The 17593-nt window shown below is 38.5% G+C and carries 14 protein-coding genes and 1 tRNA gene; 1 reads left to right on the forward strand and 14 read right to left on the reverse strand.

Annotated features, from left to right (window positions below):
- Positions 1-277: 277 nt before the first annotated feature.
- The 11 genes from BUB03_RS11850 to amaB all read right to left on the reverse strand — a co-directional run bounded on the left by BUB03_RS11850 (position 278) and on the right by amaB (position 12171).
- A tRNA-Ala gene (locus BUB03_RS11850) sits at positions 278-351 on the reverse strand.
- 163 nt (positions 352-514) lie between these two features.
- A complete protein-coding gene (locus tag BUB03_RS11855) occupies positions 515-997 on the reverse strand; it encodes a MarR family winged helix-turn-helix transcriptional regulator (RefSeq protein ID WP_040995302.1) in 483 nt (160 codons plus the stop codon).
- Positions 994-1491 carry a GNAT family N-acetyltransferase gene (locus BUB03_RS11860; RefSeq protein ID WP_073063339.1) on the reverse strand — a complete coding sequence of 166 codons (498 nt, stop codon included), beginning with the start codon at positions 1489-1491 and terminating at the stop codon, positions 994-996. The genes BUB03_RS11855 and BUB03_RS11860 overlap by 4 nt, the downstream gene beginning before the upstream one ends.
- A gap of 145 nt (positions 1492-1636) precedes the next feature.
- A complete protein-coding gene (locus tag BUB03_RS11865; RefSeq protein ID WP_040995306.1) occupies positions 1637-3052 on the reverse strand; it encodes a TolC family protein in 1416 nt (471 codons plus the stop codon).
- A gap of 96 nt (positions 3053-3148) precedes the next feature.
- Positions 3149-6295, reverse strand: a complete 3147-nt coding sequence (locus tag BUB03_RS11870) for an efflux RND transporter permease subunit (protein WP_073063342.1) — start codon at positions 6293-6295, stop codon at positions 3149-3151.
- Between the two features lies 1 nt (position 6296).
- A complete protein-coding gene (locus BUB03_RS11875; RefSeq protein WP_040995308.1) occupies positions 6297-7481 on the reverse strand; it encodes an efflux RND transporter periplasmic adaptor subunit in 1185 nt (394 codons plus the stop codon).
- A 1-nt stretch (position 7482) separates the two neighbouring features.
- Positions 7483-7938 carry a P-loop NTPase family protein gene (locus BUB03_RS11880; RefSeq protein ID WP_040995310.1) on the reverse strand — a complete coding sequence of 152 codons (456 nt, stop codon included), beginning with the start codon at positions 7936-7938 and terminating at the stop codon, positions 7483-7485.
- Positions 7939-8054: 116 nt separating this feature from the next.
- Positions 8055-8567, reverse strand: a complete 513-nt coding sequence (locus BUB03_RS11885; RefSeq protein ID WP_040995312.1) for a GNAT family N-acetyltransferase — start codon at positions 8565-8567, stop codon at positions 8055-8057.
- Between the two features lie 331 nt (positions 8568-8898).
- Positions 8899-9129 carry a DUF2007 domain-containing protein gene (locus tag BUB03_RS11890; protein ID WP_040995314.1) on the reverse strand — a complete coding sequence of 77 codons (231 nt, stop codon included), beginning with the start codon at positions 9127-9129 and terminating at the stop codon, positions 8899-8901.
- 62 nt (positions 9130-9191) lie between these two features.
- Entirely contained in the window at positions 9192-10517 is a 1326-nt protein-coding gene (gene lat / locus BUB03_RS11895) for an L-lysine 6-transaminase (RefSeq protein ID WP_073063344.1), read from the reverse strand.
- A gap of 103 nt (positions 10518-10620) precedes the next feature.
- Entirely contained in the window at positions 10621-12171 is a 1551-nt protein-coding gene (amaB, locus tag BUB03_RS11900; RefSeq protein ID WP_073063346.1) for an L-piperidine-6-carboxylate dehydrogenase, read from the reverse strand.
- Positions 12172-12306: 135 nt separating this feature from the next.
- On the opposite strand from amaB, the gene BUB03_RS21895 reads away from it, so the two are divergent.
- Positions 12307-12459, forward strand: a complete 153-nt coding sequence (locus BUB03_RS21895) for a histidine kinase (RefSeq protein WP_040995320.1) — start codon at positions 12307-12309, stop codon at positions 12457-12459.
- Positions 12460-12581: 122 nt separating this feature from the next.
- Here BUB03_RS21895 and BUB03_RS11910 read toward each other — a convergent pair whose 3' ends face one another.
- The 3 genes from BUB03_RS11910 to ccsA form a co-directional block, all read right to left on the reverse strand.
- Complete coding sequence (locus tag BUB03_RS11910; protein WP_042279116.1) at positions 12582-12776, reverse strand: type II toxin-antitoxin system antitoxin; 195 nt, start codon at positions 12774-12776, stop codon at positions 12582-12584.
- A gap of 114 nt (positions 12777-12890) precedes the next feature.
- Entirely contained in the window at positions 12891-13757 is an 867-nt protein-coding gene (locus BUB03_RS11915; RefSeq protein WP_040995325.1) for an SPFH domain-containing protein, read from the reverse strand.
- A 287-nt stretch (positions 13758-14044) separates the two neighbouring features.
- Positions 14045-17314, reverse strand: coding sequence for a cytochrome c biogenesis protein CcsA (ccsA, locus tag BUB03_RS11920; RefSeq protein WP_073063349.1), 3270 nt, complete (start codon positions 17312-17314; stop codon positions 14045-14047).
- Positions 17315-17593: the final 279 nt, after the last annotated feature.

The following is a 17593-nucleotide window of genomic DNA, read 5'->3' on the forward strand; positions in this document are numbered from 1 at the left end:
CATACAGGGATAATTAATTTTAAAGAGATAATAAAATTCGGAATTTTAGCATTTTTTGCTTGATTATAGATTTACATGCTACGTTCCAATCTTTGGCCATAGCAATTTTAGATGAAACGTTTTTCAGAATTGGGAAAATAAACGGATCAGAGTAGCTGCATCCGTTCATGTTTTGATTTTTAAACAAACTTTGTTGTATTTAAGTTAGTACACTGTTAATACAACTTCAAGTTATCTAAATTACTGTGAAACCTTTATTGGTCGCGGTTTTGTCTTGTGGAGAATACGGGGATCGAACCCGTCACCTTTAGACTGCCAGTCTAACGCTCTAGCCAGATGAGCTAATTCCCCTACTTTTTTAAAGCGGTACAAAAGTAAGTATTTAAACCGCATATCCAAATTTTTTTTCAATTTTTTTATTAGATTTTTTTACTTTTTTTAGATTGTCATCATGCATTATAAATCATCAAAACAAAAAAAACGCATTCTAAATTCATAAAATACTTACAATCAATCATTCACTTTCTTTTTTCATCTTCAATGCTCTCTGATAGAAAGACTGCTCAGCTATTTTTTCTTCTGCTTCATTAATTGCTGCAAGTAGATTATTTTTATTATCTGCGATTTCGCCAAGTACTTTTGACACCAGTTCCCAAACCGGCTGCATTTTTTCAATCAGTTCAATACCTTTAGGAGTCAGTATAATCAGTCTTCTGCGCTCATCCTGTTTGTCTTTTTTGGATTGAATAAGCTTTTGTTTCTCCAGTTCTTTCAGTAAACTTATGGTAGATGGATGGGTATACCCTATTTCGTTGGCAATTTCCACAACGCTCAGCATTTCTTTATGATGGAGAGTAAAGATCACAGGGAACCATTTGGGTTCAAAGTCAATGCCGAAAGATTTATAAATCATGGCACCGTCTTTTCTCAATTGTTCACTTAAACGCTGCAGCCTCGTAGATATGGCCAGGATACCGGATTCATCTATTATATTCATACCTTTTGATTTATATTTAAATAGTAGAAAACATTATCTGCATTCATCAGTGGAAAACTTGCTGGCAGATTTTTCTTTTCAACCTGTGAAAAATGATTGCGTTCATAAAAACGCATGGCCGCCTTTAATATGTTAACGGTTCCAAGGTAAATGGCATCAATTCCATTTTCACGGCAGAAAGATATTAAAACTTCCAGAAGTTCCTGGGCAATATTCAGCTCTTTTCCCCTGAATTCTTTTTTTACAAACATTTTTCTCACCGCTCCTGCCCTTTCATCAAATTTAACCAAAGCTATGGAACCTACCAGCTCATCGTCTATAAAAGCACCCCAGAAATTTCCACCTGGTTCCATATAAAAGCTCTCAATCATTTTTAAATCCGGCTGATCTTCTATCGTGATAGGTACATTAAACTCTTTTTGCTGGATGGTAAGAATTAAATCAATCAGCTGATCTGAATAACTGTTATCTAATTGTCGGATGATCATTTTCATATGCATTTTATTTATAGTTCAAAACTACGTAGTTTGCTACATATATACAACCTGTTTTTTATTTTTATAAAAAAATTAACAATATCAGCCAATAAAAAACGTATGCCATTCTGACATACGTTATTATTTTATATTGAGTGGATTTCTATTTCCATCCACCGCCAAGAGCCTGGTAAAGCTCTACAGCAGCTTTCATTTTGCTGTATTCTGCATTGGAAATATTCAGTTCTGCATTTAATGAATTCACACTTGCATTCAATACTTCAAGATAGTTGGCCATACCGTAGTTAACAAGTTCCTGAGAATATTCAACAGAATTCTTATAAGCATTAAGTTCTTTCTGTTTTAACTCAATAAAAGAATCCTGAACCGAGAATACACGGATTGCATCTGAAACCTCTTTTCCGGCTGTAAGTACTGTTTTTCTAAAATTCAGATAAGCCGTTTCCTGATTGGCCAGGCTTACTTCATAATTGGTTTTGATTGCTCTTCTGTTTAAAATCGGCTGAGCCAAACCTCCCACTACACTTGCAAACAATGAATTTACACTGAATAAATGGTCAATATCAAGGGACTGGATTCCTCCGCTTCCTGTAATTTTTAAAGTAGGATAAAACTGAGCTTTTGCAGCATTGGTCAGTTCAAAAGTATTCATTAGATTATATTCCGCTCTCATTACATCAGGACGGTTGGCCAGTAACTGGGCAGGATATCCTAACTTTAAATCAACCGGAACCTGCTGGCTTCTCAATGTTGATCTTTCAATGGTATGGGAAGGCTCTCCCATCAGCAGACTCATTGTATTTTCCAACAGCTGGATCTGAGTATCCATGTCGATCAGTAATGACTTAGCATTGAAAACCAATGCCTCACTCTGCTGAACGGCAACTTCCGTTACTGTTCCCGCAACTTTCAAAGCTTTAGTGGTTTCCAAATTCTTCTCACGAACAGCAATAGTTTCTGTTATGATTCTTTTCTGATCATCAAAAGTCAGCAATTGATAATAAGCAGAGGCAATGGAGGCAACCAGGTCACTTTTAACAGCTCTGTGCGCTGCAACAGTTCCTAAATAGGTAGCTAACTGAGCTTTTTCCTGAGCTTTCAGTTTACCCCAGAGATCAGCTTCCCAGCCTAAACTTGCCGTAATATCAAGCTGGTTGATATACCGTCTCTCTCCAAATAACTGACCGGTCTGCGTATTTAAAGACTGAGTCTGGAAAGAATAGCCGGGACCTACTGTTAACGTCGGTTCATAGGCTGCCTTACTCTGCTTTAAGTAAGCTTCCGCAGAATTGATGCTCTGCAGGGCGATCCTTATATCTAAATTATTATCCAAAGCCTTTGAAATATGCTTCTGAAGTATAGGATCAGTAAATATTTCTTTCCATGAAACATTGGCGATCGTTGTACTGTCAGAAGGCAGCATATCTGTACGGAAAAGCTTTTCGTCTACAACGTTTTTCGGTCTTTCGTACTCTTTTCTAGCCATACAGGAGGTAACTGCACCAAGAATTGCAACTGAAAAAGTTATTCCTTTTATGATGTTTAATAAACTCTTCATTATTTTTAATTAGAAGTTAGAAATTAGAAACCAGAGGTTAGAAGCTGAGCATTAGACTAATTTCTAAGCTCTAACTTCTAGCTTCTCTAATTAATTTTATTCTGCTAAATTGATATCTTCTTTCTTAATAGGTTTAATTTTTTCCTGAAGTGTTTCAAAAATCACATACAGTACAGGAATTACAAATAATCCTAAAATAGTTCCTATCAATAGCCCGATCGCTGCACCCGTTGCAATAGACCTGTTCCCTACCGCACCGATTCCGCTTGCAAGAACCAACGGCAATAGACCGAAGATAAAGGCAAAGGACGTCATCAGAATTGGTCTTATCCTGGCTTTAGCCGCATTAATGGCAGACATGACAATGGTTTCCCCATGATGTCTTCGCTGGACCGCAAATTCAACGATAAGAATCGCATTTTTCGCAAGTAACCCAACGAGCATGATCAGGGCAATCTGGAAGTAAATGTTATTTTCCAGACCCATAATTTTCTGTCCGAAATAAGCTCCCATTACCCCGAGAGGAAGAGAAATAACTACGATCAGCGGAAGGATATAACTTTCATACTGAGCAGAAAGAATAAAGTAAACAAAGATCAAACTTAATCCGAAGATCAGAAGCGTCTGTGATCCTGAATTTAATTCTTCCCTGGTCAGCCCGGTAAACTCAACTGCATAGTTTTGGTTCAGCGTTTCGTTGGCTACCTGCTGTACAGCAGTAATAGCATCCCCGGAACTGTATCCTGCAGAGTTTGCTCCTGTTACTTTCACAGAAGTAAACAGGTTATAACGGCTTACCGACTGAGGTCCGTATGCTTTTTTCAGGGTAACGAACTGCGAAATCGGAGACATTATTCCTGAACCGGTTCTTACGTATAATTCATTAAGATTTTCAATGTTTTTTCTGTTTTCAGGAAGCGCCTGAACCATTACTCTGAACTGTTTCCCGTATTTGGTAAAGTCAGCGGTATAGATACCTCCGATGTACCCCTGCATGGTAGCCAGGATATCACTTACGGAAACTCCAAGCTGCTTGGTCAGAGGAACATTGATCTCCATCTGATACTGAGGATATTTTGTATTGAATGAAGTCTGGGCAAATTCTATTTCAGGTCTTTCCATCAGTTTCCCGATGAATTCGTTGGTTTTATTATCCAGATCAGCATATTCACCTCCCGATTTATCCAGAAGCACCATTTCAAAACCGGCACTGTTCCCGAATCCGGGTACACTTGGCGGCTGGAAGAATACCACTTTGGCATCAGGAACGGATCCTACGATGCCGAATAATTTTTTAGTGATGTCTTCAGAAGTCTGGCCGTCTTTTTTTCTTTCATCAAAAGGCTTCAATTTAACGAAGGCGAGACCATTGTTACTTCCGTTTCCGGATAAGAATCCTCTACCGGTAGAAATCGTCACGTTCTGTACTCCCGGAACTTTTAAAGCTTTAGCCTGAAGTGTTTTTAAAGCATTATACGTTCTTTCCATAGAAGCTCCCGGAGGTAGCTGAACGTCTGTAAAGATAATTCCTCTGTCTTCTGTAGGTACAAAACCTTTTTTCATGGTGCTGCTCGCCCAGAATAAAATACCTCCGGTCACCGCGAAGATGATCAGGGTTACCCATTTATGTCTCAGCAGGAATACAAATCCTCTTCCGTAACGCTCTGTGGTTGTTTTGAAAGCAATATTGAATTTGTAGAAGAATTTCTGAAGAAAATTAAGTTTGCTGTATTCTTTATGATGCTCTGCATGAGGCTTTAAAAACAGTGAACATAAAACCGGGCTCAGCGTCAAGGCATTGATTGCAGAAATGATAATCGCAATAATCAAAGTAATTCCAAACTGCTGGTAGAATACCCCTGTAGGACCCGTAATGAATGTTACGGGAATAAATACAGCTGCCATTACCAAAGTAATAGAGATAATCGCTCCTGTGATTTCGTCCATTGCCTCTACCGTTGCTTTTTTAGCATCGGAAATACCATGTTCCATCTTCGCATGGACGGCCTCGACGACGACGATGGCATCATCCACAACGATACCAATCGCAAGTACCAATGCAAATAAGGTTAAGAGGTTTAAGGAATACCCGAATAAATTCAGGAAGAAGAATGCTCCCACAATAGATACCGGAACCGCAATGGCCGGAATCAGGGTAGATCTGAAATCCTGAAGGAATATATACACAACAATAAATACAAGAATAAAGGCTTCGATCAGGGTATGCACTACCTTTTCGATTGAAGCTTCAAGGAATTCGTTTGTATCAAAGTTGAAGGTATATTTAATTCCCTGTGGAAAAGTTCCTTCCGCTGATTTCAGGTAAGTTTTAATATTTTTAATGATCTCCTGGGCATTGGATCCCGGAGTCTGGAAGATCCCCATACTGATGGACGGGTTGTTTCCGTTTTCCCCGATTCCGGTGTAAGACTGACCTGCCAGCTCTACTTTGGCAACATCTTTCAGCATTAAATTCTGTCCGTCACCAAGGGATTTAATAATGATATTATCGTATTGTTCCTTATCGTTGAATTTACCTACATATTTGATGATATATTCAAAAGAACTTCCGCTGTTCTGCCCGATAGAACCTGCAGCTGCCTCTCTACTCTGCTCGTTGATGGCATTGGTAACATCCGTAGGTGTTATGCTGTAGGCTGCCATTTTTGCAGGATCCAGCCAGATTCTCATGGAATAGTTCTTACCACCGAAAACGTTGGCATCCCCTACACCGTTGATCCTTTTAAGATTCGGTATAATGTTAATATTCAGGAAGTTTTGAAGGTATACATCATCCAGATCTTTGTTTTCCGAATAGAAAGACATATACATCAGGGCACTGGTCTGCTGTTTCTGGGTAACTACCCCTGAACGGGTTACTTCTGAAGGAAGAAGCGGTGTCGCTCTGGCTACACGGTTCTGTACGTTTACCGCTGCGATATCCGGATCTATTCCTTGTTTAAAGAAAACCTGAATCTGGGCAGAACCGTCGTTTCCGGCGCTGGAAGTGATATAATCCATTCCTTCTACCCCGTTAATCTGCTCTTCAAGAGGTACTACAACACTTTTCATCACAGTTTCCGCATTGGCCCCGGTATAGTTTGCGGATACGCTTACTGTAGGCGGCGCAATGTCCGGATACTGGGTAACCGGCAGCGATATCAATCCCAATACCCCGAGAATAACAATCAGAATTGATATTACGGTGGATAAAACCGGTCGGTTTATAAAATTTTTAATCATTTTAGAATTTCGGTTTTATTGATTGAACAAGGCTATCCATTTTTACAGGTTTCTTTTTAACGGCTGTTCCCGGTTTTAACCCTCCAATACCTGCTGCAACAATAACTTCTCCTTTGTTGACACCAGATTTTATAAGCGCAAGATTATCTATTCTGTCAATAACATTTACTACAACATTTTTAGCTGTGTCCTTATCTACCTTATAGACATAAACAATACCCTGCTGCTCGTAAGTTGCACTTTCAGGCACAACCAATACATTATCGTAATGTTGCGGGAATCTTATGGTTCCGCTGTTACCGTTGCTTAAGAGTTTCTGAGCATTGGTAAAAGCTACTCTGAACTGTATGGTACCGGTGGTAGGGTCAATCTGCCCGGTAATGGCTTCAATTCTTCCTTTTTCAGGATAGAGGCTTCCATTAGCCAGCTGAAGTTCTACCATCGGAAGGTTTTTGATCTTTTCAGGCATGGATGCTCCCGGAGATTTTTCAAGGAAATCAAAATATTCTTTTTCATTCATTGAGAAATAGGCGAAAATTTCAGAAGTATCAGAAATCGTCGTCAGTGCAGTCTGATCGGTCGGACCTACCAAACTTCCTACTTTTAATGGAAGTCTTCCGATTACTCCTGAAATAGGGGCACGGATGATAGAATATTCGATATTGGCTTCTACACCTTTATAGTTGGCAACAGCCTGTCTTTTTGCCGCGGTAGCCTGTTGCAGCTGGGCCTGGGCCTGGGCCAGATTGGCCTGAGCCGTTTGCAGCTGTACATTACTGATGATATTTTTCTGAACAAGAGGTTTCAGCTTATTGACTTCTACCTGCGCCGCATTTACAGAGGCCTGTGCTGCTGCAATATTAGATTCCGCAGCGCCGATCCCGGCTTTGGAAGCAGCGGCATTTTCGGTCAGGATATTGGTTTCAAGACGGAACAATGGCTGGCCTTTGGTAACATATTGTCCTTCGTCTACAAGCACCTGGGTAATATATCCCTGTATTTTTGCCCGGACATCATTGTTCACCCTTCCCTGGATGGTAGCGGGGAAGGTCTGATAGCCCACTATATTTTTTGACTCCACAGATACTACAGGATAAGGTTTCGGACCATCCTGTTTCGGAGCTTCTTTTTTGCAGGCTGTCAGTGAAAACGCTGCAATAGAAAGTATAACTAGCTTATTATTCATTTTAAAGTTTATTAAGAGATTCCTGAATATTTTCTATGTTTTTGTATAAAAGTGCTTTGTAAGCTTCTATTCGTTCGTTGTATTCATTGTCCTGATTTTTTTTAAAGCTGTTCAGGTCATCGAGCAATTTGAGTTCGTCTTTCATTTTCTGAACTATTTTTTCAAATCTGATTTTCTTGTACTCGTCATTGATGAAAAAATACCGTTTCCGTTCATCCATCTTGTTATGATCGATGATGAGCTGCGCATTCAAAAGCAGTGAAATACTTGTAGATACAGAGCTTTTGCTTGCACATAGCACTTCAACGAATTCATCAAAGGTAATTCCTACTTTCTCATAATCGAAAAGCAGGTAGGCATAAATCTTTGAAGCTAAAGGCGGTAGGTTGAAAACGGTGCCGTAAAATTTCACGGCATCCTGAAAAATTTTCTCATCAATTTCTATACTTTGGTGCATAATATAAAAATTTTGACAAAAGTAGAAATTAGTTCAGAACTAAACGAACAAACACGATAGAGTTTATAAATACAGACTCTTTTAAAAATTCAATGATAGTTGATTTAACTTTTGTCTCAAATTATAATCTTCTCAAAGGCTTTTCTCATTCCTCCTGCCAAAAGTACTTCACCACAATAGGAATACCCCTTGCTTTCAAGGATTTTCAGCATAGCGATATTATCATAATTGGTATCTACTTTTATGCTCTGAATTCCGTGGGACCTTGTAAAATCTTCAATATGGTCAAAAAGTTTTTTTACCATTCCTTTCCCTGCAAATTTTTCATCAACAGCTACTCTATGGACAACAACAAATTCTCCGTCGCTCAGCCATGCTCCTTCGATGGTACTGTAAGCAGGTTCGTCATTTAAAATAAGAGCTGTATACACTGCAATCTCTCCGTCAACGGTAAGAACATATCCAAAGCCTTTGGCAATGTCGCTTTCCACAGTTCCCTGGTTGGGATATCCATTCTGCCATTGGGTACTTCCGTCCTTTTTTCTTCTTTCGATGGACTGCCGGATTATTCCCCAGATAATATCCCTGTCCTCAATTTGTGCTTTTCTTAGTTTCGTCTCTGAATTCATTAATGTGTGGATTGTTAAATTGAAAGATTAAATAATTGAAGATTTAAAATTAGTGTGTAATTTATCTTTTGTTTTTAGGTTTTGGCTAAAGCCATTGTAACGGCTCATTAATTTAGGCGGGCTAAAGCCCACCTCTATTGAATATTTAAAAATCTGGAATTTTAATTTCCAAAATCTTTAATCTTTAATCTTTAATCTTTAATCTTTAATCTTTAATCTTTAATCTTTAATCTTTTAATAACGATTTATTATTTGAACCAAAAAACCGAAAACTAATTAAAATTAATTTTCGGTTCGAAGTAGTAAAATTTAAAATTATGAAATTGTTTTTTTATTGATTTTCGCTTTGTTGAAGATAAGCATCTATAATTTCAAATGCATTCTTCTCGTCTTCCAGTTTTACCATAACTTTTAGCGACGTTGCGGTAGGCGTTGTCGTAAAGGTAAGATAACTGTTTTCGACGCTGTTTGTAATTTGTGCATCATCCAATTTAGACTTTATTAGCTGGATTTCTGAAGGTTTATCACTTTCAAAAACCGATACTCTCGTACTTCTTTCCATATTCTATATCGTTTGAGTATCTAAATGTACAATGTTTTTTTTAAAATTACAAATCTTTGATTTTAAATTTTATTAATATTGTTTTCAATTTTATTCACGGCCAGCTCAATTTCTTCTCTCGTAACATTCAGATGGGGTCTGAAACGAAGAGACTGATCTCCACATGAAAGGATGATAAGCCCGTCTTTGAAAAGCTCGCTCATCAGATGATTTCTCTGTTCTGCGGAAGGAAGATCGATGGCGCACATCAGGCCTCTTCCTCTTGCATTTGAAATCTTTTCAGGATATTTCTGAGCCAGCTCTTTTAATTTTTCCAGCAGATAGTCGCCCACTACTCTTGCATTTTCAACCAGGTTCTCTTTTTCGATCACTTCCATTACCAGTTGGAAACGAAGCATATCGATAAAGTTTCCTCCAAAAGTAGAATTGATTCTTGAACTCTCTCTGAAAACGTTATTCGGAATCTGGTCGAATTTTTCTTTATTAGCTAAAACCCCACAAACCTGAGCTTTTTTACCAAAAGAAATAATATCCGGTTTTGCTGAAAAATGCTGGAATGCCCACATTTTCCCTGTAATAGCAATACCTGTCTGAACTTCATCAAAGATCAACAGAATTTCATTCTGATCACATAGTTTTCTCAAGCCTAGCAGGAACTCGTCTCTGAAATGATTGTCGCCACCTTCAGCCTGGATAGGTTCGATAATGATGCATGCCACTTTATCAGGATTCATCAGTATGGCTTCTTCTATCTGTAAAAGGGCCAGCCTTTCATTCTTTATGGTTTCTTCTAAATTTTCTTCTGTGATCGGGAATTTTAATTTCGGGTTTAAGATTCTCGGCCATTCAAACATTGGAAAATACTGATACTTTCTTGGGTCAGAAGTATTAGTCAAGCTTAAAGTATACCCGCTTCTTCCGTGGAATGCCTGTCTGAAATGGATACAGATTCCGGCTTCTGTCTGAAGTCCTTTTTCAAAATTTTTGCGTGTTTTCCAGTCAAAGCAGGCCTTCATGGCATTTTCAACGCCTAAAGTTCCTCCTTCAATAAAGAAAGCATACTGCAGTTCTTCAGGAATGACCACTCTTTCAAAAACTTCCAGAAAATGGGCATATTCTTCTGAATACACATCTGCCAAAGTAGGCTTATTCACAGCCATTTTCCCCAGCCATTCGGATCTTTCTACCAGATAAGGATGGTTGTAGCCTATGGAAGCGGAGGCAAACATTGAGAACATGTCGAGGTATTCTCTGTCTGTAAGCTTGTCATACAGCCATGATCCGTGGGATTTTTCAATATCCATCACAAAATCAAAGCCATCTGCCAGTACGTGTCTTCCTACGGTTTCTTTTACTTTATTTACTTTTATATCGATTGTTTGTTCCATAATTAAAATAGTTGTGTGATTTAATAAATTGAATGGCTAAGAATTTAAACATTCAGGTTATTAATTTTTGTTTTTTTGTTTTTGATTGGCTTAAACTAAATTCTTACAAATCAAATTTAATCCCTTGTGCCAAAGGAAGTTGAGTTGTATAATTTATAGTATTAGTTTGTCTTCTCATATAGTATTTCCAAACGTCTGATCCGGATTCTCTGCCGCCTCCGGTCTCTTTTTCACCTCCGAAAGCACCTCCTATTTCTGCACCTGAAGTCCCGATATTTACGTTGGCAATTCCGCAGTCTGAACCTGCATGAGAAAGGAATAACTCTGCTTCCCTTAAGTTCTGGGTCATGATCGCAGATGATAATCCTTGTGGAACATCGTTCTGGATAGCAATAGCTTCGTCTAAAGTTTTGTATTTAATCAAGTATAAGATCGGTGCAAAAGTTTCATGCTGAACGATTTCATAAGAGTTTTTTACTTCTGCAATACATGGTTTTACATAACAGCCGGATTCGTAGTCTTTTCCGCTTAAAACACCTCCTTCAACGATAAACTTCCCTCCTTCTTTCTTACATTTTTTAATAGCTTCTTCATATTGATTAACTGCGTCAACGTCAATAAGCGGTCCTACATGGTTATTCTCATCCAATGGATTTCCGATTTTCAACTGTCCGTAAGCTTTTATCAATCGGTTTTTCACTTCATTATAAACACTTTCATGAATTATCAGTCTTCTTGTGGAAGTACATCTCTGTCCTGCCGTACCAACGGCCCCGAAAACAGCCCCGATGATGGACATATCGATGTCGGCATCTTTAGAAATAATAATCGCGTTATTTCCTCCCAATTCAAGGATAGACTTCCCGAATCTTTCTGCTACTTTGGAAGATACCATTCTTCCCACTCTTGTAGACCCCGTAAAGGATACCAAAGAAACTCTCTTATCATCCACCAGTTTCTGCCCGATTTCATGATCAGCCACCAATACGCTTGAAATACCTTCGGCAAGATTATTTTCTTTCAGTACTTCAGCCATAATGTTCTGACATGCGATAGCACATAAAGGTGTTTTTTCTGATGGCTTCCAGATGGTAACGTTTCCGCAGATCCATGCTAAAGCGGTATTCCATGCCCAAACGGCAACAGGGAAATTAAAAGCAGTGATGATCCCTACCACGCCAAGCGGATGGTACTGCTCATACATTCTGTGACCCGGTCTTTCCGAGTGCATCGTATACCCATGAAGCTGTCTTGAAACACCTACTGCGAAATCACAGATATCAATCATTTCCTGAACTTCTCCAAGGCCTTCCTGAAGAGATTTACCCATTTCATAAGAAACCAGTTTTCCAAGGTCATCTTTATATGCTCTTAATTTCTGACCTAACTGTCTAACGATCTCCCCTCTTTTAGGAGCAGGGATAGATCTGAATTCCAGAAACGCCTTCTGAGCCGTCTCTATTACTTTGTCATAATCACTTTCTCCGGAAGTCTTTATTTTAGCGATTAACCTGCCATCTACAGGAGAAAAACTTTCTATCGTTTTCCCCGAAGCAAAATATTTTCCGCCCACTGAAGTCCCTTTATTTTCTTCTTTAATACCAAGGTTTTTGAGTGTTTTTTCGATTCCGAAATCCTTTACTTTTTTAGACATAAAATGTTTACTTTTCGTTTCCTCTAAAGATAGAAATATTATGCGAACCTCAAAATTTTAATTTTTAACATCCTTTTTATTTGGACTAATTATAAACATGTTTATCTTTGTAGGGTAATCTTTTGATATTGAGATATGGAAAATTCACAGGAAAATAACAATTCGAAGTTCAAGAAGTGGTTCAAGCGTGTAGGATGGGCAGGATTTGCTTTTTTCACGATCAAAGGCCTGATCTGGCTCGTCATATTTTACTTTGGAGCAGATACACTTCAGAGTTGCATCAAATAAAAAAGCAGAGAAACTTCTCTGCTTTTCTTTTTAATAAGGTTAATTAAATGGTACTGCCTTTTTAACGGCAGATCAAATGAAAACTTTGTTTACTATTCATTCCACAAACTGCTTCATTCTTTTTATTCTTCATCTTTCTTTTTTCTCCCTGAATTCACCAGGCTTTGGTGCAGCAGATATTCAATCTGCCCGTTCACACTCCTGAATTCGTCATTGGCCCACTTCTCCACCAGCTTATAGGTAGATTCATCGATTCTTATGACGAAGGATTTCTTGCCTTTAGTTTCAGAGGGTTTTGAAGGTTTTTCCGATTTCATTTTTTCTCTTTGCCAGATTAATAATACTCTTTTATAGAATAGAAGACGCAAAGGCTTTGTTTAATGTCTGCAATAAAAATCTAAACATATATTCTTCATTCCTGCTTTTTGCTCTTAATTATAAAGAGTTCCCGCATTTAAAACAGGCTGTGCAGCTTTTTCGCCACAAAGCACTACCATTAAATTGCTTACCATGGCTGCCTTTCTTTCATCATCCAGTTCAACGATATTTTCTTCCGAAAGTTTTTTCAATGCCAGATCTACCATTCCCACAGCTCCTTCCACAATTTTGGTTCTTGCTGCAACAATAGCTGTTGCCTGCTGTCTCTGAAGCATAGCTCCTGCAATTTCCGAGGCGTAGGCCAGGTGGGAAATTCTCGCTTCCTGAATTACAATACCCGCTTTCGAAAGACGGTCAGTAAGTTCCTGCTCCAAAATAGAATTGATTTTATCACCTCCTTCTCTCAAAGTGATCGGTGCATGATCATCTTCTAAATTGTCATACGGGAAACTCATGGCCAAATGACGCACCGCTGCTTCACTCTGCATTCTTACAAAGTCTGAATAACGCTCAACATCAAAAGCTGCTTTATAGGTATCTCCTACCTTCCAAACTATCACAACCGCAATTTCAATCGGGTTTCCCATTTTATCATTTACTTTAAGAGTCTGCCCCTGCAGGTTTTCCGAACGTAATGACATTTTCTGTGATGAATATAAAGGATTGATGAAAAACAATCCATTATCTTTTACTGTTCCCACATACTTTCCAAAGAAATTCAATACTCTTGAGTGATTAGGCTGAATAATCATCAGGCCTTTCAGAAAAAAGCAGAACAGGAGAAAACACAGCATGGCAAGAATGACGAATGTAATGCTTTGCTCTACTCCGGAAATAAAAAAATAAACGGCACCGGCAAATAAAACCAGACAGAATACTAATGCCAGATAGCCCGACATGGGCTTTAAAACTTTTTCCATGATTGTAATTTTAATTTGATATTATTTTGATATCATAAAGGTATGAATAAGTTTTTGAATTTTGAATCATTGTTGAGATTTTTTTCGGGGTGCGGGTTACGCGTTTAATGCTCCGGGGTGAAAAATATTAGTGACCAATTAAATTTTGATCTAGCTATTAACCTTAATTTGGTTTTATCTAATAACTCGAAACACTTATCCTTTATGCATGAACTCGAATCCGGCAACACGCACAAAAAAATCCCGGAATAAATTCCAGGATTTCAATTGTTATATTTTTATAAAATCTATTTCTTTGTTAAAACTTTAAACTTAAAGTAAGAAACAGCAGATAATAGCAGCATTGTGCCTAATCCGATATATACCCATGCCGGAACCGGAACCGGATCTCCTGCCGCGTATGAGTGAAGTCCGCTCAGGTAGTAGTTAACTCCAAAGTACGTCATTACCATTGAACAGAATGCAAACATCGTGGCAACGTGAAATGCCCATCTGCTTCTCAATCCCGGAACCAGTCTCATGTGCAGTACAAAAGCATACACCATGATAGAGATGAAAGCCCAGGTTTCTTTCGGGTCCCAGCTCCAGTATCTTCCCCATGATTCATTAGCCCAGATACCTCCTAAGAAGTTTCCTACTGTTAAGGCAAAAAGACCGATCGTGAGTGACATTTCAGATACAATTACCAATTCTTTTAATGTAGTATCGTGATGAAGTTTATAAGTATCTTTATTAGAGATAATATAGAATACCAAAGAGATCACGGCAATAATCATAGACAATGCAAAGAAACCGTAACTTGAGGTAATGATTGCCACGTGAACAATCAGCCAGTAAGATTTCAATACCGGAACAAGCGGTGTGATCTGCGGATCAAGGGCAGAACCTCCGTGGGCAAATCCCATCATAATAACCGCTACCATAAATCCGGCTGCAGGAATTAGGGCGTTTGCGTTTCTGTAAAGAATCAATCCGGCAGTGATCCCCACCCATGAGATAAAAATAATGGCTTCATAACCGTTACTCCAAGGTGCGTGTCCTGAGATATACCATCTTGCAACAAGACCTAAGAAGTGACATAAATATCCCACTATACCTATAGCAATAATTATTTTGATCGCTTTATTTAAAGTCTTGTTGGATTTGAACAATTCTACAAAACCTAAGATCAGAAGAAGTCCTCCGATGATGGTATAGAAAATCAATAGTTTGAAGTTGATGTTCACTTTATTCATGAAAACCTCAAGATCCACTTTAGATTTTGCAGGAACTACGGCTTTACCCCATTTCTGCTGGTATTCTGAAAGTTTTGCCAGTTCAGCATCTGCTTTACTCCAGTTTCCTGTTTTTTGTGCGGTAAGAGCTTCTGCAAAATAAGGTCCCATTACCTGCTGAGATTCCATATCCGGCTCGAATTTCTGATCCAGCCATGAATGCCATGTGTGATTGGCATCATTTTTCACAGGAACTATTCTCATAAACTGACCGCTGAAGAATTCATTGAAGATCTGTACTCTTTCATTTACAGCAATTACTTCTTTATCATAATTGGTCTGTTCGGCCGGTTTTTTACGGAATGCCGTATTATAATCATGTTCCAGAATGTAGGTAAGATTACCGTTGGCATCCGCCGGGAAAAGGTTCATTAATGAAGTATAGCCATCTTCATCAGCTTTTGTTTTATTCTTCAGCTCATCACCTCCTTTGGTTCCCACTTTAATGATCGGAACCATGGTCCAGCTTGGCGTATCTGTATTGATCGAAAGGAACCACTGATTGGCTGTAAGAGATTTTCCATCCGTTCCTTTGAATTCGTCTTTTTTGTATAGTTTTCTTAAAATATCTAATGCCTCCGTGTTGATAGGAACTATTCTTCCTTCAAAATTCTGAACCAGAAGATATCCGAATTTATCTGCATGTTCTTTGCTGATTCTGTTTTTTGCAATAATTTCATCCGGAGAGATAGATCTCATTTTAGTCATTGGGGTTGCCAGAGAGTTCTGCTTTGGAGCAGCACCATCAAGCGGCTGGGCAGAAGGAGCCGGAGCGTGAGAATGATTGTCTCCTTCTACATGGATGTGTTCTCTGCTTCCATCCGTTGTACCATGGGTTTCAATTTTCTGTGCATTTAAGCCTAAACTTAATAACAACAAAAGTACTGCGGCCGCTTTCTTTTTATTAACGTCGGTCAGCATTTTATTTAATTTCCAGAAGTGAGTTCCTTTCCAGAAGAAGATCACAAACATTCCTAAGAACAGAAGTCCGTACCCGATGTAAGAAATAATTGTTCCCCAGAAATCGTGGTTTACAGAAAGTACTGTTCCCATTCTGTCCGGATCAAAGCTTGACTGGAAGAAACGGTATCCTTTATGGTTAAGAACGTGGTTCATATAAATTTTATAAGGTGTTTCTTTTCCTTCATCAATAATCTTCACGTGACTTTCATAAGCACTCGGTGATGAACTTCCCGGATAGGTTTCCATTACGAAATCATCAAGCTTCAGAGCGAAAGGAGTATTATATACTTTAGGCCCGAAACCAACCATAATATTCAGTCCGTCCATGGTTACCTGCTTGAATGCGTTCGGATTTCCTTTTTCAACGGAAAGATCTACCAATTGTTTAGTTTTTGGTCCCTGAAGCTCTATTCTAAGCATATCCGGCACCATGGCATCTTTCTTTTTATCACCTTCAAACGCCATCAGTCTTCCTTTTTTAAGACCTTCAGGAACAACCAGTTTCAATTCGTTGATGGTATATAAACTTCTCAATACCAAAGGCTGGAATTCATCTTTCTTAGTAGTCCCTGTAGCCTGCGTTGCCATCGTCATAAAGGCTGCATCAACCGGGGTTTTGATGAACAGTTGCCCGCCTTCTTTTTTAAATTCCACAGCACCATCAATTGCTCGGTTGAACGTTACCAGAGTTCCGTTGATCGATTTTGTTTCTCCCGGTTTGATATAGATATTCTGTCTCCCGGTAGTTCCTGTAGACACCAGGTGAAGATATTCTGCACCATTGGGTTCAGCAATCAGGCTGTCTTTTTTTCTCTGGATATAATCTTTGGTAAATACTTTTACTTCTTTTCCATGGAAGTCGTAAGTCGCATTAAAATCTTTGTGCAAAGGCGACATCAGATAAGGAACATCCTGATAATTAAGAACATCGCCTTTTTCTTCAATCTGAATTTTAAAGAAATTCTTATCCGTTACGATCTCGTTGGAAGTTTCACCTTCACGGATATGCATTGTCCCTTCAAAACTAATATACCGGGTAATAGCCCCTCCAATGAAAATGAGGACAAAAGCAAGGTGAAATACCAGAACCGGCCACTTCTCTTTTTTCCACAGTCTGTATCTTGCGATATTTCCTACGAAGTTGAGAATGAGCAGAACCATGATGAGTTCAAACCATTTGGCTTCATAAATTAACGCTTTAGCTGTAGGAGTTCCGTAGTCGTTTTCTAAGAACGTGGCATAGGCCATCGCAAATGCATACACCAGTAACAGCACAGCCATTGTCCTGGTTGAGATAAGAATATCTTGGAGCTTCTTCATGATTTATTTTACTTGACATGCAAAAATAAGGATGATAAACTACAAAGAGGCTAAAAAAAGCTGTTTTTTGTCACTTTGAAGGCGATTTTAGTTATTTTGAATCATTCTTAATAACATAAAAATCATTAACAAAAATTCAAATTGTAATCCACTAAAATTCAGGGTATACTATTCTAACAGGAACGATTGAAATAGTGTATTCCAACCGAACTTTCCGAAAGCAATCAAACTTACTGATCTTCCATATATCTTCAAGGAAATTATGTTAAATGGATTTTA

It is taken from the genome of Chryseobacterium oranimense (assembly GCF_900129755.1).
GTDB lineage: Bacteria > Bacteroidota > Bacteroidia > Flavobacteriales > Weeksellaceae > Chryseobacterium > Chryseobacterium oranimense.

Bases quoted from the DNA above. Each gene is read 5' to 3' on its own strand.
- BUB03_RS21895 (WP_040995320.1), top strand. From the start codon at position 12,307: ATGGAAAATTCACAGGAAAATAACAATTCGAAGTTCAAGAAGTGGTTC.
- BUB03_RS11885 (WP_040995312.1), bottom strand. From the start codon at position 8,567: ATGAATTCAGAGACGAAACTAAGAAAAGCACAAATTGAGGACAGGGAT.
- lat (WP_073063344.1), bottom strand. From the start codon at position 10,517: ATGGAACAAACAATCGATATAAAAGTAAATAAAGTAAAAGAAACCGTA.
- BUB03_RS11855 (WP_040995302.1), bottom strand. From the start codon at position 997: ATGAATATAATAGATGAATCCGGTATCCTGGCCATATCTACGAGGCTG.
- BUB03_RS11860 (WP_073063339.1), bottom strand. From the start codon at position 1,491: ATGAAAATGATCATCCGACAATTAGATAACAGTTATTCAGATCAGCTG.
- amaB (WP_073063346.1), bottom strand. From the start codon at position 12,171: ATGTCTAAAAAAGTAAAGGATTTCGGAATCGAAAAAACACTCAAAAAC.
- BUB03_RS11880 (WP_040995310.1), bottom strand. From the start codon at position 7,938: ATGCACCAAAGTATAGAAATTGATGAGAAAATTTTTCAGGATGCCGTG.
- BUB03_RS11870 (WP_073063342.1), bottom strand. From the start codon at position 6,295: ATGATTAAAAATTTTATAAACCGACCGGTTTTATCCACCGTAATATCA.
- BUB03_RS11865 (WP_040995306.1), bottom strand. From the start codon at position 3,052: ATGAAGAGTTTATTAAACATCATAAAAGGAATAACTTTTTCAGTTGCA.
- BUB03_RS11890 (WP_040995314.1), bottom strand. From the start codon at position 9,129: ATGGAAAGAAGTACGAGAGTATCGGTTTTTGAAAGTGATAAACCTTCA.
- BUB03_RS11915 (WP_040995325.1), bottom strand. From the start codon at position 13,757: ATGGAAAAAGTTTTAAAGCCCATGTCGGGCTATCTGGCATTAGTATTC.
- ccsA (WP_073063349.1), bottom strand. From the start codon at position 17,314: ATGAAGAAGCTCCAAGATATTCTTATCTCAACCAGGACAATGGCTGTG.
- BUB03_RS11875 (WP_040995308.1), bottom strand. From the start codon at position 7,481: ATGAATAATAAGCTAGTTATACTTTCTATTGCAGCGTTTTCACTGACA.
- BUB03_RS11910 (WP_042279116.1), bottom strand. From the start codon at position 12,776: ATGAAATCGGAAAAACCTTCAAAACCCTCTGAAACTAAAGGCAAGAAA.